General features: G+C 73.3%; 20 protein-coding genes. 7 read left to right on the top strand and 13 right to left on the bottom strand.

The features are described 5' to 3' along the window. Positions 1-17 precede the first annotated feature (17 nt). A complete protein-coding gene (locus IH00_RS0129115) occupies positions 18-848 on the bottom strand; it encodes a TIGR02452 family protein (protein WP_031078775.1) in 831 nt (276 codons plus the stop codon). A gap of 143 nt (positions 849-991) precedes the next feature. Here IH00_RS0129115 and egtA point away from each other — a divergent pair, with 143 nt between their 5' ends. The 4 genes from egtA to egtD are packed head-to-tail and all read left to right on the top strand — an operon-like array spanning position 992 to position 5,329. Beyond that, positions 992-2,296 carry an ergothioneine biosynthesis glutamate--cysteine ligase EgtA gene (egtA, locus tag IH00_RS0129110; protein WP_031078773.1) on the top strand — a complete coding sequence of 435 codons (1,305 nt, stop codon included), beginning with the start codon at positions 992-994 and terminating at the stop codon, positions 2,294-2,296. Then, complete coding sequence (egtB, locus tag IH00_RS0129105) at positions 2,293-3,603, top strand: ergothioneine biosynthesis protein EgtB (protein WP_031078770.1); 1,311 nt, start codon at positions 2,293-2,295, stop codon at positions 3,601-3,603. The genes egtA and egtB overlap by 4 nt, the downstream gene beginning before the upstream one ends. Then, entirely contained in the window at positions 3,603-4,367 is a 765-nt protein-coding gene (egtC, locus tag IH00_RS0129100; RefSeq protein ID WP_031078769.1) for an ergothioneine biosynthesis protein EgtC, read from the top strand. Before egtB ends, egtC begins: the two co-directional genes overlap by 1 nt. Beyond that, positions 4,364-5,329: an L-histidine N(alpha)-methyltransferase gene (gene egtD, locus IH00_RS0129095; protein WP_031078768.1), complete on the top strand. Its 966-nt coding sequence runs from the start codon at positions 4,364-4,366 to the stop codon at positions 5,327-5,329. Before egtC ends, egtD begins: the two co-directional genes overlap by 4 nt. Here the strand turns inward: egtD and IH00_RS0129090 are convergent. The 3 genes from IH00_RS0129090 to IH00_RS0129075 form a co-directional block, all read right to left on the bottom strand. Then, positions 5,224-6,177, bottom strand: coding sequence for a lysophospholipid acyltransferase family protein (locus IH00_RS0129090; protein ID WP_078888012.1), 954 nt, complete (start codon positions 6,175-6,177; stop codon positions 5,224-5,226). The genes egtD and IH00_RS0129090 overlap by 106 nt on opposite strands. Beyond that, on the bottom strand, positions 6,174-7,040 hold the full coding sequence (locus IH00_RS0129080) for a GNAT family N-acetyltransferase (protein WP_031078765.1): 867 nt from the start codon (positions 7,038-7,040) through the stop codon (positions 6,174-6,176). Before IH00_RS0129080 ends, IH00_RS0129090 begins: the two co-directional genes overlap by 4 nt. A gap of 143 nt (positions 7,041-7,183) precedes the next feature. After that, the gene (locus tag IH00_RS0129075; protein ID WP_031078763.1) at positions 7,184-8,431 is read right to left on the bottom strand and encodes an extracellular solute-binding protein; all 1,248 of its coding nucleotides are present in this window, start codon (positions 8,429-8,431) and stop codon (positions 7,184-7,186) included. A 293-nt stretch (positions 8,432-8,724) separates the two neighbouring features. On the opposite strand from IH00_RS0129075, the gene IH00_RS0129070 reads away from it, so the two are divergent. Continuing rightward, a complete protein-coding gene (locus IH00_RS0129070; protein ID WP_031078761.1) occupies positions 8,725-8,967 on the top strand; it encodes a dodecin in 243 nt (80 codons plus the stop codon). Positions 8,968-9,182: 215 nt separating this feature from the next. Here the strand turns inward: IH00_RS0129070 and IH00_RS0129065 are convergent, their stop codons facing one another. After that, entirely contained in the window at positions 9,183-9,671 is a 489-nt protein-coding gene (locus IH00_RS0129065; RefSeq protein ID WP_031078759.1) for a phosphatase domain-containing protein, read from the bottom strand. Between the two features lie 47 nt (positions 9,672-9,718). Between IH00_RS0129065 and IH00_RS0129060 the strand changes: the two genes are divergently transcribed. Further along, on the top strand, positions 9,719-10,762 hold the full coding sequence (locus IH00_RS0129060; RefSeq protein WP_031078756.1) for an MsnO8 family LLM class oxidoreductase: 1,044 nt from the start codon (positions 9,719-9,721) through the stop codon (positions 10,760-10,762). Between the two features lie 28 nt (positions 10,763-10,790). Here the strand turns inward: IH00_RS0129060 and melC2 are convergent, their stop codons facing one another. The 5 genes from melC2 to IH00_RS0129035 form a co-directional block, all read right to left on the bottom strand. Beyond that, complete coding sequence (gene melC2, locus IH00_RS0129055) at positions 10,791-11,615, bottom strand: tyrosinase MelC2 (protein WP_031078754.1); 825 nt, start codon at positions 11,613-11,615, stop codon at positions 10,791-10,793. A gap of 23 nt (positions 11,616-11,638) precedes the next feature. Then, positions 11,639-12,040: an apotyrosinase chaperone MelC1 gene (melC1, locus tag IH00_RS0129050; protein WP_031078752.1), complete on the bottom strand. Its 402-nt coding sequence runs from the start codon at positions 12,038-12,040 to the stop codon at positions 11,639-11,641. 296 nt (positions 12,041-12,336) lie between these two features. After that, positions 12,337-13,086, bottom strand: coding sequence for a succinate dehydrogenase/fumarate reductase iron-sulfur subunit (locus tag IH00_RS0129045; protein WP_031078751.1), 750 nt, complete (start codon positions 13,084-13,086; stop codon positions 12,337-12,339). Further along, the gene (locus IH00_RS0129040) at positions 13,083-15,023 is read right to left on the bottom strand and encodes a fumarate reductase/succinate dehydrogenase flavoprotein subunit (protein WP_031078749.1); all 1,941 of its coding nucleotides are present in this window, start codon (positions 15,021-15,023) and stop codon (positions 13,083-13,085) included. Before IH00_RS0129040 ends, IH00_RS0129045 begins: the two co-directional genes overlap by 4 nt. Before the next feature lies 1 nt (position 15,024). Beyond that, positions 15,025-15,729, bottom strand: coding sequence for a succinate dehydrogenase cytochrome b subunit (locus tag IH00_RS0129035; protein WP_078888011.1), 705 nt, complete (start codon positions 15,727-15,729; stop codon positions 15,025-15,027). 83 nt (positions 15,730-15,812) lie between these two features. On the opposite strand from IH00_RS0129035, the gene IH00_RS0129030 reads away from it, so the two are divergent. Beyond that, a complete protein-coding gene (locus IH00_RS0129030) occupies positions 15,813-16,700 on the top strand; it encodes a LysR family transcriptional regulator (protein WP_031078746.1) in 888 nt (295 codons plus the stop codon). Between the two features lie 277 nt (positions 16,701-16,977). On the opposite strand, the gene IH00_RS0129025 is transcribed toward IH00_RS0129030, so the two are convergent. The 3 genes from IH00_RS0129025 to IH00_RS0129015 all read right to left on the bottom strand — a co-directional run bounded on the left by IH00_RS0129025 (position 16,978) and on the right by IH00_RS0129015 (position 21,394). Beyond that, complete coding sequence (locus IH00_RS0129025) at positions 16,978-19,152, bottom strand: putative bifunctional diguanylate cyclase/phosphodiesterase (protein WP_031078744.1); 2,175 nt, start codon at positions 19,150-19,152, stop codon at positions 16,978-16,980. Further along, complete coding sequence (locus IH00_RS0129020) at positions 19,149-19,961, bottom strand: SAM-dependent methyltransferase (protein WP_031078742.1); 813 nt, start codon at positions 19,959-19,961, stop codon at positions 19,149-19,151. Before IH00_RS0129020 ends, IH00_RS0129025 begins: the two co-directional genes overlap by 4 nt. A gap of 419 nt (positions 19,962-20,380) precedes the next feature. Continuing rightward, the gene (locus tag IH00_RS0129015) at positions 20,381-21,394 is read right to left on the bottom strand and encodes an SCO0930 family lipoprotein (protein WP_031078740.1); all 1,014 of its coding nucleotides are present in this window, start codon (positions 21,392-21,394) and stop codon (positions 20,381-20,383) included. Positions 21,395-21,836 lie beyond the last annotated feature (442 nt).

Below are 21,836 nucleotides of genomic sequence, written 5' to 3'. Positions count from 1 at the left end.
CGGCGGCGGCCGTCGGGTCAGGCACGGATCGCGAACGCGTCGCGGAACGCGCCGAGCGTCGCCGCCTTCGCCGTCCGGTCCAGCACCGCGAAGACGACCTCGTCGAAGTGGCCCGCGAACCGGCCCGGGCCCGTCAGCAGCCCCCGGAACGCGCCCGCCACCTCCGCCGGGTCGTTGCGGAAGACCCCGCAGCCCCAGGCGCCCAGCACCAGCCGCCGGTAACCGCTCGCCACGGCCGTCTCCAGCACCCGCTCGGCCCGGGATGCGAGCGCCGCCGGTATCCGGTGGGCGTCCTCCGGCGTGCGGCTGCGGATCACGCCCGCGTTCGGGGCCGGCGAGGTCAGGAAACCGACCGTGTACGGGGAGTCCAGCAGCGCGCCGCGGTCGTCGCGGAAGACCGGGACGGCCGGCGAGTGGATCACCCGGTCGGTGTAGAACGGGCTGCGTTCGGCACGGTGGTGGGCGTAGAACTCCGGGACGCGCAGCAGCGTTGCGTAGAGCGCGGAGGCGCGGCAGACCGCCTCCTCCTGCGCCTGTGCGCCATTGAGGTACCCCCCTCCGGGATTGCGCGCGGAAGCGAAGTTCAGGACGGCGACCGGCTGGTCGGGGCCGCCCCGGACCAGGCGGCGCGCCGCCTCCAGGCTGGACTCGCCGGTGACGTCGATGCGGGTCGTGCGGCCGGTGCCGGGAGCGGCGGGAACGGGCTCGGGGCCGTACATCCGGGTTCCCGCCAGGGCGGCGGCCACGGCGGGGCCGATGGTCACCCGGCGGCCGGCGGGGGCGTCGTAACCGCCCTGCGCGACGATCTCCTCGGTCCTCTTCGCGATCTCGCGCAAACGTGCACTCATACCCTGCATGCTCGATAATCAAGCGAGCGCGCGGCAACCGGTTTTCCGTGCCCGGGCGCCGCCCCCGGGCACTCTTGTGCGAGCGGACGGCGGTGGCTTAGGTGGGAGGCGAGACACGGAAGCCTTCGACAGGAGGAGCCACGATGCCACCGTGTGACTTCCCGGAGGGCGGGACACCGCTCTCCGAGGACGAAGCCGAGGACCTGTTGCGATGTATCTGCTTCAAGACGGGCCCTCCCCGCACCATCGGGGTCGAACTCGAATGGTTCGTCCACGAACTGCACGTCCCCCGACTTCCCGTCCCCGCCGACCGTCTGCGGACCGCCTTCGCCCATCTGCGGACGGTGCCCCTGCGGTCGTCCCTCACCTTCGAACCCGGCGGGCAGCTGGAGCTCAGCTCGCCGCCCGCGGCCTCCCTCATGGAGTGCGTCACCACCGTCTCGGCCGATCTGGACGCCGTGCGCACCGCACTGCGCGCCTTCGGCCTCACCCTCGCCGGCTACGGCATCGACCCCTGGCAGTCGCCCCGCGCACGGTTCCTGCACGAACCGCGGTACGACGCGATGGAGACCTATCTCGACCGCTCCGGCCCGGCCGGGCGCGCCATGATGCGCGACTCGGCCTCGGTGCAGGTCTGCGTGGACGCCGGGTACGAGGAGCCCGGCCCGCTCGGCTTCGAGCGCCGCTGGAGACTGGCCCACGCCCTGGGGCCGGTCCTGGTGGCCGCCTTCGCCAACTCCCCCTCGCTGTACGGCTCCCCCACCGGCTGGCGGTCCACCCGCCAGTCGCTCTGGGCGGACCTCGATCCGGTACGCGGCATGGCGCCGCCGCTGGGCGGGGACCCGCGTGCCGCGTGGGCCGCGCACGTGCTGGACGCGCCGGTGATGTGCGTCCGGGGCGGCGACCAGCCCTGGACGGTCCCGCACGGGCTGGCGTTCCGGGACTGGCTGCGCGACGGCCGGCCCAGACGTGCCACCCGCGCCGACCTCGACTACCACGTCACGACGCTGTTCCCGCCGGTCCGGCCACGCGGCCACCTCGAACTGCGGATGATCGACGCGCAGCCCGGCGAGGACGGCTGGGTCGTGCCGCTCGCGGTCACGGCCGCCCTCTTCGACGACCCCGAGGCCGCGGACGCGGCGTACCGCGCCGTCAGCCCCTTCCTGGACGGTACGGGTCCGGACGGGCCGCCGCGCGACGCGCTGTGGACCGCCGCGGCACAGGACGGGCTGGGCCATCCGGCCGTGCACGCCGCCGCCATCGCTTGTTTCACGCTCGCCCAGGAGGCGCTGCCCCGCATCGGGGCCGCCCCGGCGGTGCGGGACGCGGTCGCGGCCTTCACCGAACGGTACGTCGCACCGGGCCGCTGTCCCGCCGATGACCGTCTCTCCCCCGTGACCGGGGCATCCGGGATACCCGAGGAATCCGGGAAGGACGTCCGCACATGACCGACCCCGACACGCTCCGGCGGCGGGCGCTCGACGCGCTGACCACCGCCAGGGCGCGCACCGCGCTGCTCACCGACTGCGTGGACGACACCGAACTGACCGCCCAGCACTCGCCGTTGATGTCGCCCCTGGTGTGGGACCTGGCCCACATCTCCAACCAGGAGGAGCAGTGGCTGTGGCGCGCGGTCGCCGGGCGGGAGGCGCTGCGCCCGGAGATCGACTCCCTCTACGACGCCTTCGAACACCCCCGGGCGACCCGGCCCGCGCTCCCCCTGCTCGCACCGTCGGAGGCACGTGCGTACGCCTCGGACGTGCGCGACCGGGTGCTGGACGTCCTCGACCGCGCCCCGCTGGAGGGGCGGCCGCTGGTCGACGCGGCGTTCGCCTTCGGGATGGTGGCCCAGCACGAGCAGCAGCACGACGAGACGATGCTGATCACGCACCAGTTGCGGCGCGGACCCGCCGCACTGGACGCCCCGGAGCCGCCGCCGGCCGGTGACACCACCGGGCTGCCCGCCGAAGTACGGGTGCCGGGCGGGCCGTTCACCATGGGCACGTCGGCCGAACCGTGGGCGCTGGACAACGAACGACCGGCCCACGAGCGCGTGGTGCCGGAGTTCTTCATCGACACGGTGCCCGTCACCAACGGCGCGTACATGGCGTTCATCGCCGACGGCGGCTACCGGGACGAGCGCTGGTGGGAGCCCGAGGGCTGGGCGCAGATCCGCTCCCACGGCATCGGTGCCCCGCTGTTCTGGCGGCGCGAGGCCGGGCAGTGGCTGCGGCGGCGCTTCGGGGTGGTGGAGCCGGTGCCCGAGGACGAACCGGTGCTGCATGTCAGCTGGTACGAGGCCGATGCCTACGCCCGGTGGGCGGGGCGCCGGCTGCCGACCGAGGAGGAGTGGGAGAAGGCCGCCCGCCACGACCCGGTCTCGGGCCGCTCCCGGCGCTACCCCTGGGGCGACGAGGACCCGACGCCCGCGCACGCCAATCTGGGGCAGCGGCATCTGCGTCCCGCGGCGGCCGGCAGCTACCCGTCGGGGCGGTCCCCGCTCGGCGTACGGCAGTTGATCGGCGACGTCTGGGAGTGGACGTCCAGCGACTTCCTGCCGTACCCGGGCTTCGTCGCCTTCCCCTACCGGGAGTACTCGGAGGTGTTCTTCGGACCGGCGCACAAGGTGCTGCGCGGCGGTTCGTTCGCCGTGGACCCGGTGGCGTGCCGGGGCACCTTCCGCAACTGGGACCTGCCGGTGCGGCGCCAGATCTTCTCGGGGTTCCGCACGGCGCGCGACGCGGAGGCCCGCTGATGTGCCGCCACATCGCCTACGTGGGGCCCGCGATCCCGCTCGGGGACGTGCTGGTGACGCCCCCGCACGGGCTGTACCGGCAGTCCTGGGAGCCGCGCCGGCAGCGTTTCGGCACGGTCAACGCGGACGGCTTCGGCGTCGGCTGGTACGCGGAGGGCGGCGCGGACCCGGTGCCCGCCCGGTACCGGCGCGCCGGGCCGATCTGGGCCGACCTGTCGTTCGCCGACCTGGCCCGGGTGGTCCGCACGCGCGCGCTGCTGGCCGCCGTCCGGGACGCGACGCTGTCGGGCGCGGACGCGGAGGCCGCCGCGGCACCGTACGCGGCCGGTCCGTGGCTGTTCAGCCACAACGGAGCGGTGCGCGGCTGGCCGGGATCGCTGGCGCCGCTGGCGCGGCAGCTCCCGGGCGACGAACTGCTGTCGCTGGAAGCGCGCAACGACTCGGCGCTGGTGTGGGCCCTGGTCCTGCACCGGCTGCGGGAGGGCGACGAGCCCGACCGCGCGCTGGCCGACACCGTGTACGACGTGGCCGGGGCCGCCCCCGGATCCCGGCTCAACCTGCTGCTCGGCGACGGCGACACGGTCGCCGCGACCGCCTGGGGGGACACCCTCTGGTACCTGGCCGGCGGGCCGGGCGGGCGAACGGTCGTGGCCTCGGAGCCGTACGACGACGACCCCCACTGGCGCGAGGTGCCCGACCGGACCCTCCTGGTCGCCACCCGCACCGACGTATCACTGACCCCGCTCAAGGAGCCGTCCGCGTGAGCCCCTTCCTGCTGACCCGCACGCTGCCCGAGGACGCCACCGGCGCGGACCTGCGCGCCGACGTCCTGCACGGCCTGACCCGCACGCCGAAGGAGCTGCCGCCCAAGTGGTTCTACGACGCCCGGGGCAGTGAACTGTTCGAGGAGATCACCCGGCTCCCCGAGTACTACCCGACCCGCGCCGAGCGGGAGATCCTCATCGACCGGGCGGGCGAGATCGCCGCCGTGACGGGGGCCCGGACCCTGGTGGAGCTGGGCTCCGGCTCGTCCGACAAGACCCGTCACCTGATCGACGCACTGCTGCCGGGCCTGACGGCGTACGTGCCGGTGGACGTCAGCGAGAGCGCGCTGCGCGGCGCGGCCGAGGCGCTGGGCGTGGAGCACCCGGACCTTCAGGTGCACGCGCTGGTCGCCGACTTCACCCGGGGCCTGGCCCTGCCGGGCACGCCCGGGCCCCGGCTGGTCGCCTTCCTCGGGGGCACGCTGGGCAACCTGCTGCCGCAGGAGCGCGCGGCCTTCCTGCGGTCGGTGCGGTCGCTGCTCGCACCGGGTGACGCGCTGCTGCTGGGCACCGATCTGGTGAAGGACGAGCGCACGCTGGTCGCGGCGTACGACGACGAGTCCGGGGTGACTGCCGCGTTCAACAAGAACGTCCTGTCCGTGCTGGCCCGAGAGCTCGGCGCGGAGGTCGATCCGGCCGACTTCGACCACGTGGCCGTGTGGGACCGGGAGCGGGAGTGGATCGAGATGCGCCTGCGGGCGCGGGAGGCGCTCACCGTGAAGATACGCGAGCTGGACCTGGCGGTGCAGTTCGAGGCCGGGGAGGAGCTGCGGACGGAGGTGTCGGCGAAATTCCGTCAGGAGGGTGTGCGCCGGGAACTCGCCGACGCGGGGATGGAGCTGGCGCACTGGTGGACGGACGGGGAGGGCCGGTTCGCGCTGTCGCTGGCGACGGCGGTGTGAGCCGGGCGGCCCGGCGCGGCCGTACCGCGCGGTGACGGTACGCGTGCCGGAACCGACACGTGGGCCGGTACACGGGCCGGTGCGACCGCGTGCTCGGCCGCCCGGGCCAGTGAGCGGCGGTCGGTGTGGCGGCCGGCGGGGACCGGGGGCAGGATCCGGATCTCCGCGGTCAGGTCACGGACCGCCGCGACCCGCCACAGTGAGGCGATGAGCGGGTCGTCGCCGACGAACGCGGCCGGGCCCGCCGGTTCGTACCGGATGCGCACGGGCCGGACGGGCACGTTCGCGTCCAGCGCCGCCTGGAAGACGGCCGGGCGGAACCGGCCGCCGGCGCGGCCGCACCAGGTCGAGCCCTCCGGGAAGACGACCACGCGCGCGCCGCCGCGCAGCGCCGCCGCGAGGTCGCGGACCGTGCCCGGCAGGGCGCGCAGCCGGCCGCGGTCGAGGAAGAAGGTGCCGCCGCGCGCGGCGAGCGGGCCGAGGACGGGCCAGTGCCGCACCTCGCTCTTGGCGAGCATGCGGCCGGGCAGGACGGCGGCGACGAGCGGGATGTCCAGCCACGAGACGTGGTTGGCGACCACCAGCTGCGCGCCGCCGTCCCCGGCGGCGCCCCGTACCCGGACGCGGACGCCGAAGGCACGGATCACCGCGCGGCACCACAGCCGGGTGAGGCACCGCCGGGCGGGCCGCCCGAGCGGCAGGGTGAGCGGTGCGCACAGCAGCCCCGCCAGTACGGTCAGGACACCCGTGGCCAGCCGCGCCACGGTCCGCGCGCGCCCCGCGGCGGGGGCGTGGTGCCGGGCGCAGTGGCCCGGTGTGCAGGGGGAGGTGGGCAGCCAGGGGTTCATCGCACGGGGCTGAGGGAGAGGAAGTGCCGCAGGTAGCGGGGGTCGGTGCGGCGCAGGGACAGCAGGACGTAGAGATCGGCGACCCCGAACTCGGGGTCGTGGGCGGGCGCGCCGCAGACCCAGGCTCCCAGGCGCAGGTAGCCGCGCAGCAGCGGCGGGAGCTCGCTGGGGGCGGCGGCGGGGTGGCCGGCCCCGTCGGCGGTCCAGAGCCGGTGCGGGGTGACCCAGTACTCCTCGGGGGCGAGGTGGCGCTCCTTCACCGCGTTCCAGGTGGCGGCGGCGAGCCTGCCGCCGTCGGCGAGGGGGACGGAGCAGCAGCCGGCGAGCCAGTTGTGTCCCGTGCGGGTCATGTAGCGGGCGATGCCGGCCCATATGAGGGAGATGACGGCACCGTTGCGGTGGGCGGGGTGCACGCAGGAACGGCCGACCTCGACGAGGTCGTCGCGCAGCGGGGCGAGGCGGGTCAGGTCGAACTCGCCCTCGGAGTAGAACCGTCCGGCGATCCGGGCGCGGTCGGGCGGCAGCAGCCGGTAGGTGCCGACGACCTCCCCGGTCGCCCCGTCCCGCACGAGCAGGTGGTCGCAGTACGCGTCGAACGCGTCGCCCTCCAGGCCCGGCTCGGGGCCCTCGGGGCGCGCACCGAACTCACCGGCGAACACCTGGTGCCGCAGCCGCTGGGCGGCCCGGACCTCGTCCTGCTCGCGGGCGAGCGAGACGACGTACCGGGGCTGCGGCCCGTCGCCCGGTGCGGCGCCGGGCCGGCGCGCGCCCCGGGCGACGGGCGCGGAGGGCGTCGCGAGCGCCGGTACGGGTGCGGCGGGCGGGGCCGGTTCGGGGGCGAGGGGGGCGGGGAATGCGGGCACGGCGGTCTCCTCTGCCGGACGTAAGGGGCCGGACCACGACTGCGGTGCCCGGCTCCTTACTTCTTCCGTGACCGGCTGGATTCGACGTGACCGCCCGGCGGAGCGTGGATGTGCGCCTGCTGAATGGCCGGTACGGCAACTGCTCAGCCGCCGAGCGCCTCGGTGATCCGCTCCGACGCCGCCCTCGCCGCCCGCCGCGGGTCCTCCCCCTGGAGGACGGCCGTCATGTAGGGCTTGATGGGGTTGTTCTCCTCGACCGAGGCCCACTGGGGCGAGTTGGGCGTCGCCCGCCCGCGGGCCGCTCCCGCGGCCATCGCCGCGGTGGCCTCCTGCCCTTCGACGACGGGGGCGAGGGACTTCTTGTTGGGGACGTAGCTCATGGTGCGGGCGAGGTCGGTCTGCCACTTCTCGCCCGCCAGTGCCGTGACGAGTTCGATGGCGGCGTCCCGTTCCCTCGCCTTCTCCGGGACGATGAGGTCCGAGCCGCCGGTGAAGACGGTGCACGGCTCGTCGGCGCTCCTTCCGGGGATCGGGAAGAAGCCGAGCTTGCCCCGGAGGGCCGGGTTGCGCTCCTCGATGGCCGCGGCGACGCTCGGCGGCGCGATGATCTGCGCGACGTCGCCCCGGGCGAAGACGCCGGCCTGCGGCGGGGTCTCCTCGTCGGCGGCCTTCGGGCCCGGCCCGAGCTCCTGGAGCCGCTTGTAGAAGGCCATGCCACGCAGGGCTGCGGGGCTGTCCAGCGCGCCGGTCCACTCGCCGCCCTTCTCGACGGCGAGGTCGCCGCCCTCGTCCCAGATGAACCCGGCGAGCGTGTACCAGTCCTGTCCGGCGAGGTAGATGCCGTGCTTCCCGCCGGTGCCCAGTTCCTCGGTCAACTCGATCCACTGGGTGCGGGTCTTCGGCAGCCGGGTGATGCCGGCCCGCTCGAACAGCTCCTTGTTGTAGACGACGACGCGGTTGGCCGCGTACCAGGGGATGCCGTACTGGGAGCCGCGGAAGCGGCCGGGCTCCTTCAGGCCGGGCAGCCAGTCCTCCTGGCCGAGGTCGCGGACGGCCTCGAGCGTCAGGTCGTGGAGCAGGCCGGTCTCGGCGTACTGGGCGACCTGGGTGTTGCCGACCTCGATGACGTCGGGGGCGTCGTCGCCGGCGAGGGCCGCGGTGACCTTCTTGCCGATGCCGGTCCACTCCTGGACGGTGACGTCCAGTTCGACTGCGTGCTCCTCCTCGTACGCGAGGGTGAACCGCTGCAGGAAGTCGTCGGACACGCTGCCCTTCATCAGCCAGATCCGCACGGTGGGCCGGGCCGCCTCGCCGCCGGGCAGGAGGCCGCAACCGGAGGCCGTCAGGGTCAGGAGCAGAGCGACGGCGCAGGTGAGAAAGCGCTTCTTCACGTAGGTCACCTTTTGCGTGTGCTGGTGAGTGGACCCGACGTGGGGGGAAGCGAAGAGGGGTTCGCCACGGGTGTGATGGCTGGATTTTGGTATGGACCAATGGACGGGTCAAGTCCCCGGGCGCCGGGAGAAGGCCTCCGGGACGGGTGACACGTGTGCACCGGCCGGGGGCCGGTGTGCCCGCTCCCCGACCGGGCCGGTCCGCCGACGCCTCGCGGACCCCGGCGCGGTGCGGCACCGTGGAAGGACGCACCCAGGAAGGTGCGGGCCACCGGGCGAACGAGGAGACCTCCATGTCGCACCACACCTACCGCGTCACCGAGATCGTCGGCACCTCGCACGAGGGCGTGGACGACGCCCTGCGCAACGGCGTCACGCGCGCGGCGGAGACGCTGCGCAACCTCGACTGGTTCGAGGTGACGCAGGTCAGGGGCCACATCGAGAACGGCAGGATCGCGCACTACCAGGTCGGCCTGAAGGTCGGCTTCCGCCTGGAGGAGCCGTCGGAGCACGGCGCCGAAGCAGCCGGCGCCTGAGACGGCCGCCGCCCCGGCCCGCGCTCCCCGACCGGCGCCGACGGCCGCCGCTCGTGCTGGAACCACGCGTACGCGCGGGCGTCGGTGGCCGGGCCCGCCCCGACGCGCCCGCCATCGGCCACCGCCTCCGGCCCCGCTTCCCGGCCGCCGTCTCACGGCACCGGCGCACGCCTGCACGGGCGCGCGGCGCCGGCGGCAGCCGGCGCCGCGGGCTCTCAGGTGCGGCCCTCGTCCTCCTGGGCCTTCTTCAGCTCGGGAGAGCTGTCGGCCCACCGGGCCCGTACGACCCGGAAGCCCGCCCGTTCGGCCGCTTCGCAGACCAGCTCGTCGTCGTCGACGAGCACGCGGATATCGCGGCGGGCGGCCAGCCTGCGCAAGATCTCCAGCTTGGTGTGCCGGGCCGGCCGCCGGTCGTCGTTGCGCCGCATGTGGACACGGCCCTCGGGCAGGTCCTGCGCGGCCAGCCAGTCCAGCGTGTCCTGACGGCACCGCTCGGGCCGGCCGGTCAGGTAGACCACCTCGCAGTCCTCGGCCGCCTCCCGGCACATCGCCACGCCCTCGGCGAGGGGCGGGTCCTGCGGTGCGGCGGCGAAGAAGGCGTCCCAGTCACGCGGCCGGCGCTCCAGGAAGCGCTGCCGGTGACGGGCGTCGGACAGCGTGTTGTCCAGGTCGAAGACGGCCAGGGGCCTGCTGCTGCGTGTCACGCGCCCAGCGTAGGGAATCCCCGTGCGGCACGGGCGTTGAAAGAGGCGTGAGCACATTGATCGCCTCGACCCGGTTCTCGGTGCTGGACCGCTCCCGTACCCGTGAGGGGCACGACGGCCCCCAGGCGCTGCGCGACACCGTGCGCCTCGCCCAGGAGGTGGAGGCCCTCGGCTACCACCGGTTCTGGGTCTCGGAGCACCACGGGGTGCCGGGGGTGGCGGGCTCGGCGCCCACCGTGCTGGCGGCTGCCGTGGCCGCCGCGACCCGCACCATCCGGGTCGGTACCGGGGGTGTGATGCTGCCCAACCACCGGCCCCTGGTGGTGGCCGAGCAGTTCGGGGTGCTGGAGTCCCTCTTCCCGGGCCGGATCGACATGGGGCTCGGCCGTTCGGTGGGGTTCACGGACGGTGTACGGCGCGCACTCGGGCGGGGCAAGGAGGACGCCGACGACTTCGCGGGGCAGCTGGACGAGCTGCTGGGCTGGTTCCGGGGAGCCGGGGACCGTACCGCGCAACGGTCCGGGGTCCGTACGCCGCCTCCGCGGGTGCGCGCGCTCCCCGCCGACGGCCTGCGGGTCCCGCCGTACGTCCTGGCCACCGGCGGGGGCGCCGACATCGCCGCCGCGGCCGGTCTGCCGCTGGTGATCGGGGACCTGAAGGGCAGGTCCGAGGTGCTGGCCGCGATCGACCGCTACCGTGCCGCCTTCCGCCCGTCGGAGTGGTCCGGGGAACCGTACGTCGTCGTGGCGGGGACGGTGGCGGTCGCGGGCACGGAGGAGGAGGCGGCGCGGCTGCTGGTCCCGGAGGCGTGGGCGCTGGCGTACTCCCGCACGCGGGGCGACTTCCCGCCGCTCGCGCTGCCGGAGCGGATCGCCGGCCTGGCGATGACCGCGAAGCAACGGGAGTTGTACGAGTCGGGGCTGCGCGGCCACGTCCACGGCACCGAGGAGCAGGTGCGGGACGCGCTGGAGGAGGTCGTGAAGGAGACGGCCGCCGACGAGATCCTGGTGACGACCAGTACGTACGACCGCGCGGCGCTGCTGGACTCCCACCGCCGTCTGGCGCACGTGGCGGGCCTGGCCGGGGCGTGACCCCGGCCGGGCCCGGTCGCACGGGCCGTCAGGCCGCGGTGTCGTAGGTGTAGTGGGGGGTGTGGTCGAGCATGTCGGCCGGGGTCACGTCGTTCCACGGGCGCATGGTGTCGCGCAGGTCCACGACGTTGGGGGTGCCCGCGGCCGGGAGGTAGCCGGAGCCGGGGTGGCGGGCCTGCCAGTCGGCCCACAGCTTGTCGATGAAGGCGTGGTGCAGCCAGAACACCGGGTCGTTCGGGGATGCCCCGGTGGCCATGTGGCCGCCGACCCAGACGTGGACGCGGTTGTGCAGGTTGACGCCGCGCCAGCCCTCCAGGTGGTTGCGGAAGCCGTCGGAGGCACTGTTCCAGGGCGCCATGTCGTACGTCTCGATGGCGAGGACCGAGTCGACCTCGGCGCGGGTGGGCAGCTCACGGCCGCCGCCGAGGGAGCGCCGCAGGTAGTCCCGGCCGTCGACGCGCACGGTGACGCGCCAGCGGCCGCCGGACGCGGCGAACGGGCCGTCCGTGACCTGCCCGTCGCGGCTGCGTCCCGTACCGCCCATGAAGTCGGGTGCCCAGAGCGAGGCGCGGGGGGTGCGGTCGACGGTCCAGTCCCAGTAGGGCAGGGCGACGGACGGGTCGACGGCCTGGAGGGCCTGCTCGAACTGGAGGAGGAACCTGCGGTGCCAGGGCAGGAAGGACGGGGAGCGGTGGCCGACACGGTCCCCGTTGTCGGTGTCGCTCATGATGAAGTCGTTGTGGGTGGAGACGAAGGTGTCGTACCGGCCGCTGCGCTTGAGTTCCAGAAGGGCGTCGACGAAGCGCTTCTTCTCGGTGGCGGTCAGCTGGGCCTGGTTCTTGCGTACGGTCATGGTGGTGCGGCTCCGGGATCGGGTCAGGACGAGGCGAGCGGGACGAGCGGGGCGCCCTGCAGTTCGCGGACGGCGGCGCGGGCCGCCGCGAGGGGTGTGGCGACCGGTTCGTAGTGCGAGATCACGCTGATCCAGGTGCCGTCGGCGTTCTGCATGACGTGCAGTTCCTCGCCGTCGATCCGTACGGAGTAGCCGTTGGTGTGGCCGCCGCCGTGGTGTCCCCCGTGGTGACCGCCGGTGTTGTGCGCGGGGCCGCCCTGGATGCGGCGGCCCATGAATATCTCGTCGAAGGGAGCCGGGCCGGTGCCGGGGCGGGCCGGCGCGGCCTGGGCCTCGGCAGGGGCTGCGACGGTCCGGGCGGCGGCGAGGCCGGCGGCGGCCCCGGCGGCGACGCCGAGGGCACGGCGGCGGGTGATTCTGGACATGGGTAACCCCCTGGTGGTGCGGTGGTGCGGTGCGTCCGGGGGGTGGTCGTGTGCCCCCGGCATGTGCCATGCCTACCGGGGAGTAGTCGGAGCCTGGAATTCCGCATGAGGCAGGCGGCCGCGATACGGACAACTCGCCATTTTCAGTACGGATTTGAACCAGGTTGATCTTGCTGCCGCAGAGCACGAAGATGCCCCGGACCGAAGATTCTGCGGAGAACAAGCTGTTCTCCCGAAGGATCTTTCGTTCCGGGGCGTCCGGCGTGGCCCGGGTCACGCCCGGGAACTGACCGGAATCAGCTGCGGCGCACCGTGCGGGTGGCCCGCAGCCACTCCTTGTTCATGGCCGCGATCGACGGCAGCGGAATGCCCTTCGGACAGGCCGTCGCGCACTCGCCGGTCAGCGTGCAGCCGCCGAAGCCCTCCTCGTCCATGGCCTGCACCATGTCCAGCACGCGGGTCTCCCGCTCCGGCGCGCCTTGCGGCAGCACGTTGAGGTGGTTGATCTTCGCCGAGGTGAAGAGCATCGCCGAACCGTTGGGGCACGCCGCCACACAGGCGCCGCAGCCGATGCACTCGGCGTGCTCGAAGGCGTGGTCGGCGTCCGCCTTGGGCACCGGGGTGGCGTGCGCCTCCGGTGCGGAGCCGGTCGGTGCGCTGATGTAACCGCCGGCCTGGATGATCCGGTCGAAGGCGGAGCGGTCCACCACCAGGTCCTTGACGACCGGGAAGGCCGCGGCGCGCCACGGCTCGACGTCGATGGTGTCGCCGTCCCGGAAGGACCGCATGTGGAGCTGGCAGGTGGTGGTGCGCTCCGGGCCGTGCGCATCGCCGTTGATGACGAGCGAGCAGGCCCCGCAGATTCCCTCGCGGCAGTCGTGGTCGAAGGCGACGGGCTCCTCGCCGCGGAGGATGAGCTCCTCGTTGAGGGTGTCGAGCATCTCGAGGAACGACATGTCGGGCGAGATGCCGTCGACCTCGTAAGTGGCCATGGCGCCGGGGGCACCGGCGGTCTTCTGGCGCCAGACGCGCAGGGTGAGCTTCATGCGTAGCTCCGCTGGGTGGGGTGGACGTACTCGAAGACGAGGTCTTCCTTGTGCAGGACGGGGGCGCCGCCCGTGAACTCCCAGGCGGCCGCGTAGGAGAACGCGTCGTCCTTGCGGGCCGCCTCCCCCTCCGGGGTCTGGGACTCCTCGCGGAAGTGGCCGCCGCAGGACTCCGTGCGGTGCAGCGCGTCGAGGCACATCAGCTCGGCGAGCTCCAGGTAGTCGACGACGCGGTTGGCCTTCTCGAGGGACTGGTTGAGCTCCTCTCCGCTGCCGGGCACCTTGACGCGGCGCCAGAACTCCTCGCGGATCTCAGGGATCCGGCCGAGCGCCTTGCGCAGCCCCTCCTCGGAGCGGGCCATGCCGCAGAACTCCCACATCAGCTCGCCCAGTTCCCGGTGGAACGAGTCGGGCGTGCGGTCGCCGTCGACGGCGAGGAGCCGGGCCAGCCGCTCCTCCGTCCCGGAGACCGCCTCCCTCACCACCGGGTGATCCGCGGTGAGGGTGTCCGGCAGCGGGTTGCGGGCCAGGTAGTCGTTGATGGTGGACGGCAGGACGAAGTAGCCGTCGGCGAGGCCCTGCATCAGCGCGGACGCACCGAGCCGGTTGGCGCCGTGGTCGGAGAAGTTGGCCTCCCCGATGGCGAACAGGCCGGGGACGGTGGTCCGCAGGTCGTAGTCGACCCACAGACCGCCCATGGTGTAGTGCACGGCGGGGTAGATCCGCATCGGCACCTCGTACGGGTTCTCCGCGGTGATCCGCTCGTACATGTCGAAGAGGTTGCCGTACTTCTCCTCGACCCGGGCCCGTCCCATGCGGCGGATGGCGTCGGCGAAGTCCAGGTAGACGCCCTGGCCGCCGGGGCCGACGCCGCGGCCCTCGTCGCAGACGTTCTTGGCGGCCCGGGAGGCGATGTCGCGCGGCACGAGGTTGCCGAAGGACGGGTAGATCCGCTCCAGGTAGTAGTCGCGCTCGTCCTCGGGGATCTCGTGCGGCGGACGGGTGTCGCCCTTCGCCTTCGGCACCCAGATGCGGCCGTCGTTGCGCAGCGACTCGCTCATCAGGGTCAGCTTGGACTGGTGGTCACCGGTCCGCGGGATGCAGGTGGGGTGGATCTGCGTGAAGCAGGGGTTGGCGAAGTACGCGCCGCGCCGGTGCGCCCGCCACACGGCGGTGGCGTTGGAGTTCATGGCGTTCGTCGACAGGTAGAAGACGTTGCCGTACCCGCCGGTCGCCAGCACCACCGCGTCGGCGAAGTGGGTGGAGATCTCCCCGGTGATGAGGTCACGGGCGACGATCCCGCGCGCCCGCCCGTCGACCACGACGAGGTCCAGCATCTCGGTGCGCGGGTGCATCTCCACGTTGCCCGCCGCGATCTGCCGCGACAGCGCCTGGTAGGCGCCGAGCAGCAGCTGCTGGCCCGTCTGGCCGCGGGCGTAGAAGGTCCGGGAGACCTGGACGCCGCCGAAGGAGCGGGTGTCGAGGAGACCGCCGTACTCGCGGGCGAAGGGCACGCCCTGGGCGACGCACTGGTCGATGATCTCCACCGATATCTGCGCGAGGCGGTGGACGTTGGACTCGCGGGCGCGGAAGTCGCCGCCCTTGACGGTGTCGTAGAAGAGGCGGTGGACCGAGTCGCCGTCGTTGCGGTAGTTCTTGGCCGCGTTGATGCCGCCCTGCGCGGCGATGGAGTGGGCGCGGCGCGGCGAGTCCTGGTAGCAGAACTGGACGACGTGGTAGCCCTGCTCGGCGAGGGTCGCGCCGGCCGAGCCGCCGGCGAGGCCGGTGCCGACGACGATGATCGTGTGCTTGCGCCGGTTGGCCGGGTTGACGAGCTTCGCTTCGAAGCGGCGTTTGTCCCAGCGCTCGGCGATGGGCCCGTCGGGGGCCGCCGTGTCGGTGATCGGGTCACCAATCGTGTAGTCGGCGTAGGTCATGTCAGCTCACCACTCCGGTCATGACGGCGACGGGTACGGAGACGAAGCCCGCGGTGAGGCCGAGCGCGAGCACATCGGCCAGGGTCTTCAGCGCGCGGTCGCGCTTCGCGCTGCCCGCGCCGAGGGTCTGTGCGGCGGCCCAGAAGCCGTGCCGGATGTGCAGGCCGACGGCGAGCATCGCGATGATGTAGATGGCGTTGCCGTACCAGGTGGAGAAGGTCGCGACGACGTTCTCGTAGGGATGGCCGGGCTGCCCGTTCGGGTTCACGGTCAGCGTCGTCAGGTCGAGGATGTGCCAGACGATGAAGAGCGCGATGATCACGCCGCCCCAGCGCATGGTGCGGGTGGCGTAGCTCGCGCGCCGCCGCTTGTGCACGTACGCGGTGGGACGGGCCTTGAGGTCGCGCCTGCTGAGCTGGTAGGCGGACACACCGTGGGCGATGACGGCCGTGAGGAGCACCACCCGGGCGATCCACAGGCCCCACTCGTAGTGCAGGACGGGCTCGCCCATGGTGCGCAGCCAGTGGCCGTACGCGTTGAACTCGCCGGGGCCGAAGAAGACCTTGAGGTTGCCCATCACGTGGGCGACCAGGTAGGCGATCATGATGAGGCCACTGACGGCCATGACCGTCTTCTTGCCGACGGTGGATCCCCAGAACGTGCGCGTGAGGGACGGTTTTCGATCCGTCCGCGGTGCCAGAGCCATGGATCCGACGCTAGGCGGAGGGGAGGCGAGAGGTCCAAGACATGGTCCCGCTGATCTCCATAGATGGCGCCTATGGTGGCCGTATGCAGTTCCAGCAGCTGGTGTACTTCGTCGCGGTCGCCGAGACGCGCCACTTCACGCACGCCGCCGAGCGGGTCCACGTCTCGCAGCCGTCGCTGTCGCAGCAGATCAGGGCCCTGGAGAAGGAGCTGGGCGCGGAGCTGTTCAGCCGGGCCCGCGGCAACATCGCGCTCACGGACGCCGGTGAGGCGCTGCTGCCCCTGGCCCGCCGCATCCTCGCCGACGCCGACACCGCGCGCCACGAGGTCCAGGAGCTGGCCCAGCTGCGGCGCGGGCGGGTGCGGCTGGGGGCCACGCCGAGCCTGTGCACCGGTCTGCTGCCCGACGTGCTGCGCGCCTTCCACGACCTGCACCCGGGGATCCAGCTGCTCATCGAGGAGAGCGGCTCGCACGATCTCGTACGGGAGCTGGCGCGCGGCGCGCTCGACCTGGCCCTGGTGGTGCTGCCGCTGCCCAGCCCCTCCCCCGCGCTCACCACCGTGGAGCTGCTCCAGGAGGACCTCGTGGTGGTGTCCTCGGCAGCCGCCCCGGCGCCGGCTCGTCCGGTGCGGATCGCCGATCTCCGCGACCAGCCGCTGGTGATGTTCCGGCACGGCTACGACCTGCGGGAGCTCACGGTCGCGGCGTGCCGGGCGGAGGGCTTCGAGCCGTCGTTCACCGTGGAGGGCGGCGAGATGGACGCGGTGCTCGGGTTCGTACGGGCGGGTCTCGGGGTGGCGGTGGTGCCCGCGATGGTAGCGGCCCGGGCAGGCCGGGACCTGCGCGTCACCGCGCTCGCCCGCCCGGGGCTGCGCCGGACGATCGCGCTGGCGCACCGCAGCGACGTGGCACCTCCGCGAGCGGCGCGCGAGCTGCAGCGGCTGCTGCTGGCGCGCCGGAAGGGACCGTGAGGCCGAGCCGCCGGCAGCACGGCTGCCGGCCTCCTCCCGCACCGGAGGCGACGGCGGTCGAGTGCGGGTCCTCGGGTCGGCTGCGTCGCCGTCCCCGACGCGGGCGGCCCGCGCTCCCGACGACGGGCACCCCGGGCCCGCGCCGGAAGAGGGGTCCACGGGACCGGACCCCGCTCCGCCTTCCGGGCGATCCCGAACGCGCCGCGGCCGGGGCCGCTCGTGCCGCGCCGACCCCGCCGGCGCGGTCGGGCCGGGGGCCCTGCCGCGCCGGCGGGGGTCACACCGCGTCGGCGAGGACCAGCGAGTGGATGCGGTCCGGGGAGCCCGGGCGGGCGTAGTACCAGCCCTGGGCCGTGTCGCAGCCCAGCTCCCGCAGCTGTTCGGCCTGGACGCCGGTCTCCACACCCTCCACCGTCACGGCCAGCTCCAGGCTGTGGGCCAGGGAGACGATCCCCTCGACGATCTTCAGGTCGACGGGGTCGGCGGGGTGCTGCTGCATGCCCTGGGTGAAGGAGCGGTCCAGCTTCAGCACGCTCACCGGCAGCCGGCGCAGGTTGGCCAGGTTGGAGTAGCCGGTGCCGAAGTCGTCCAGGGCTATGTCGACGCCCATCTCGGCGAGTTGCCGCAGCGGCTTGAGCAGGTCCTCGTCCGCGCCGATCAGGGCCGACTCGGTCACCTCCAGGCACAGCGCCCCCGGTTCGAGGCCCGAGCGGTCCAGTACGTCGACGATGTCGGCGACCAGGCCCGGGTGGTGCAGCTGCGTCGGCGACAGATTGACGTTGATCCGCAGCGGCCCGCCGTCGGAGTGGGGGCGGCTCCAGAACCTCGCCTGGCGCACCGCCTCCTGCAGCACCCAGCGCCCGAGCGGCACGATGAGCCCGGTGTGCTCGGCGAGCGGGATGAACCGGTCCGGGCCGAGGACGCCGTGCTGCGGGTGGCACCAGCGCACCAGGGCCTCGGCGCCGTGCACGCTGCCGTCGCCGAGGTGCACCAGCGGCTGGTACTCGATGAAGAACTCCTCGCGCTCCAGCGCCGCCGGGAGCGCGGTGGTCAGGCCGTGCCGGGTGATGGCGCGGGCGTCGGCCTCCGGGTCGGCCCGCTCGAAGCGGTTGCCGCCCGCCGACTTGGCCCGGTACATGGTGATGTCGGCGCTGCGCAGCACCTCCGCCGAGCCGCGTTCCCCCGCCGGCCCTTCGACGACGCCCACGCTGCCGCGCACGGTCAGTTCGCGGCCGTCCAGACGGATGGGTGTCGCGAGGGCGGCGAGGATGCGCCGGGCCAGCTCGTCGGCCTGCCGCTGGGTGTCCGCGCCGGTGGTCAGTGCCACGAACTCGTCGCCGCCGAGGCGCGCGACCATCTCGCCCGGCCGGGTCGCCACGGACTGGAGCCGGTCGGCCACCTCCACGAGCAGCCGGTCGCCGGCCGCGTGGCCGAGGCTGTCGTTGATGGCCTTGAAGCCGTCCAGGTCGAGATAGCACAGCCCGAACCGCTGGCCCTCGCCCGCCGACAGGGCCTTGTCCAGCCGCTCGAAGAACAGCGTCCGGTTGGGCAGGCCGGTGAGCGCGTCGTGGGTCGCCTCGTACCGCAGCCGCAGGTTGAGCAGCCGCCGTTCGGTGGTGTCCTCCATGAGGGCGAGCTGGTACTGCGGGCGGCCCTCGGCGTCGCGCAGCAGGGACACCGTCAGGTTGGTCCACAGGACGGTGCCGTCACCCCGGTAGAAGGGCTTCTCGACCCGGAAGTGGTCGCGCTCGCCACGGACGAGCTCCCCGTACAGCTTCCACACCTGCGGTGCGTCCTCGGGGTGCACCCACTCGCTGACCTTGCGGCCGCGGACGTGGTGCTCCAGCCCGCCGAACATGCGGGTGAGGGCACCGTTGACCTCCAGGACGTTGCCCTCGAGGTCGGCGATGCCGATGCCGATGGCCGCGCCCTCGAACACCGCGCGGAAGCGGGCCTCGGTGGCGTGCAGCGCCTGTTCGGCGAAGCTGCGCGCGGTCAGCGCCGAGCGGGCGATCGACTCCTGCTCGACGCGGGTGCGTTCGCGCAGCGCCTGGGCGTAACCGGCCGCCAGCGCGTGCTGGAGGCGGGCGCAGCGGGCCCTGAGCTCCTCACCGGACAGGGCCGGTCCCGCCTCGCCGCAGTACAGCACTAGGTAGGAGTCGACCACGCCGAGGGTCCGGCTGAGCGCGTCCGGGTCGGTGCAGTGCGCGGCCACCAGGGCCGTGCCGGTGCCGTGCGCGGGCGACGGGTCGAACGGCCGCGCGTGGAGCGCGTCGCACAAATCCCGGGCCAGCGGCAGCAGATGTCGTTCGAACTCCGAGCGGGTCAGCGACGTGGCCGTGACGGGGAAGATGGCCCGGCTCCATATCGTCGCGAACCGCCGGAGTCTGTCCTCGAGGCCGTCCGGCTCCGCGCCGGACCGTGCCCCGGATTCCCGAGCCGGCACGCTCACCCTTTGCGCCCCACCCCGGCGAAGCCCGAGAAGGCGTACGGATCCTCCTGGTCGAGCGGTCCCTCCGGGCGCCAGTGCGGCATCGACACGACACCCGGTTCGAGGAGCTCGAAGCCGTCGAAGAACCGGGCGATCTCGTCACGCGAGCGCATGACCAGCGGGTTGCGGATGTCGCGGTAGACGCCGACCGTACCGCTCGCGCGCTCCTGGGGCAGCGGGATCCCTTCGTACGAGGCGTGCGTGAGGATCAGGAGGCTGCCCGGCGCGAGGGCGTCGCGCAGTTCGGCGACGGCCCGCTGGGGATCGTCGGCGTCCTCGAGGAAGTGCAGGACGGCGACGAGCAGCAGGCCGACCGGCCGGCCGAGGTCGAGCAGCGCCTCGGTCCCGGGGGCGGAGAGGATGTCCTGGGGCTTGCGCAGGTCGGCGGCGACGACGTCGGCGTTGTCGTTGCCCTCCAGGACGGCCTTGCTGTGGGCGACGGCGACCGGGTCGTGGTCGACGTACACCACGCGGGCGCCGGGGCTCGCGCTCTGGGCGACCTCGTGGACGTTCCCGAAGGTCGGGATGCCGGAGCCTATGTCGAGGAACTGGGTGATGCCCTCGCTCACGGCGTACCGCACGGCACGGCGCATGAACGCCCTGTTCGCCTGCATGATTTTGGGAAGGCCCGGCATGAAGTCCATGGCCCGGCGCGCTGCTTCCCGGTCGACCTCGAAGTTGTGCGAGCCGCCCAGGTAGTAGTCGTAGATTCGGGACACGCTCGGCACCGAAATGTCGATGCCCGGCGGGGCCCAGGCGGGACGCTCCATCGATGTCTCCAACTAGTCGCCACGGGGATGCGGCCATGTTCATGGCCGGTGTTCGAGCCGAGGCTACTGATCGTCCGCCAGGAGAGCGAGAGGAACCGGAAAATAGCGGTCCGTTCTTGGTCACACGCCGTTGGCACGTGCGACCGGCCCGCCGGTCACGCGGGGGGCGTGGGCCGGCGGGCCGGGGCGGGTGACCGGCCGGTGGGAGACCGGCCACCCGGGCCGGAGGCGCGTGGGGACTCTGCTGGCGCTCCGGCGGCTGTGGGGGCTTCGCTTGCTGTTGTACGAACGCTTTCCGCCACTTCGGGCCCGTGTTGCGGGGCCGGACCGCGCCGGGTCTTCCGTGGGCTCCGGTGAGGCGGGGGCGCGGCCCCGGGGTCCCGTCGGGGCCCGGGGCCGCTCGGCCGGTGCGGCCGGGGCTACTTGACGACCTTGCCCTCGGGCGAGACGGCGAACCACGTGCCGCCGACGCCCTGGCCGTTGGTGTCACCGGGCTTCTTGTCGCCGGCGAAGGTGTAGAGGGGCCAGCAGTCGATCGTCTGCTGCTGGATGCCGTCGGGCCGGTCGAAGGTCACGAAGCCCTTGAGCTTGATGCCCTCGGTGTCGTTCTTGTCGACGGGCGCCACCACCGGCCACTTCTTGAGGCAGTCACCCGTGCACGCCGTCTTCATCGGCCAGGCGGAGTCCTTCTGGAACCGGTAGACCGTCATGCCGTTCTTGTCGACGACGACCTCGCCGAGCTTCGGGTCCTTGCGGACCGACAGGCCGGCCAGGTCGGCCGGGGTGCCGGCGTCCTCGCCGCTCTCCTCCTCGCCCGCGCCCGCCTCCTCCTCGCCTTCGGCACCACTGCCCGCGGCGGCCTTCTTGCCGTCGGGGGACGCGGCGTACCACGTGCCGCCCACGCCCTGGCCCTTGGCCTCACCGGGCTTGGTGTCCTTGGCGTACCGGTACAGAGGCCAGCCGTCGAGGGTGAGTTGCTTGGTGCCGTCGGCGCGGGTCACCTCGCCCATGAGGGAGGCGTCCACGCCGGCCGGCGGCTTGGCGCCGTCGGCGGACACCACCGGCCACGTCTTGGCGCATTCCCCCTCGCAATTGGACTTCGGCGGGCTCGCCGAGTCCTTGTCGAAGCGGTACAGGGTGAAGCCCTCGCTGTCGGTGAGCACCTTGCCGAGTTCCTTGCTGTCCCACACGGCGAGCTGGCCGGCCGGCCCGGCCTCGGCGCCTCCCTGTGCGGCGCCTCCCTGCGCGGCGCCCCCGGAGCCGTAGTCCGAACCGTAGCCGCCGGCGTTCTCGGCGGGCGCTCCGGCCGGTGCCGCGGCGCCGACGGACTGCCCGTTGGTGTTCTGCGTACCCTTCTCCTGACCGCACGCCGTCGTCAGCGCCAGCACGGCCGCCGCTGTCACCGCGAGCGAGGCGTTCCGCCAGGTCTTCATGTCATCTCCCGTTGCGTCTCAGCCGGTTGCGGCGCCCCGTGTGCGCCGTTCATGGCCCTAGGTACGGGCGGGGAGGTGCCGGGTGTTCAACGCGCGCCGGAATTTTCTGCCGGCACGCCAACTGGCGACGCGCGGGCGGGAGGTCACGCAGAACCGCTCCTTCAGGGGAACGGGGCTCGATTCACCGGGTGCGGCACCCCGGATGTGATCAAGCTCGTGGCCGTGTACGGAAAGATCGCCCTGCGGCTGCTGCCGGCCACCGTCCTCACCTGTCTGCTGGCGGCACCGCCGCCCGCGGCCGCCGACGCCTGCGCCTACGCCACCGTCGGCCCGTCCGGGCCCGGTTCGGCGGTGTCGATCGCCGGAGGCTCCGCGTGCTCGCCGAGCCCGACCCCCGCTCCCACACCGACACCGACACCGACACCGACGCCACCGCCGCCTC

The organism is Streptomyces sp. NRRL S-118, from assembly GCF_000716335.1.
Classification (GTDB): Bacteria; Actinomycetota; Actinomycetes; order Streptomycetales; family Streptomycetaceae; genus Streptomyces.
The sequence above is the reverse complement of the archived record's forward strand: the minus strand, read 5'-3'. Positions and strand labels throughout refer to the sequence as shown.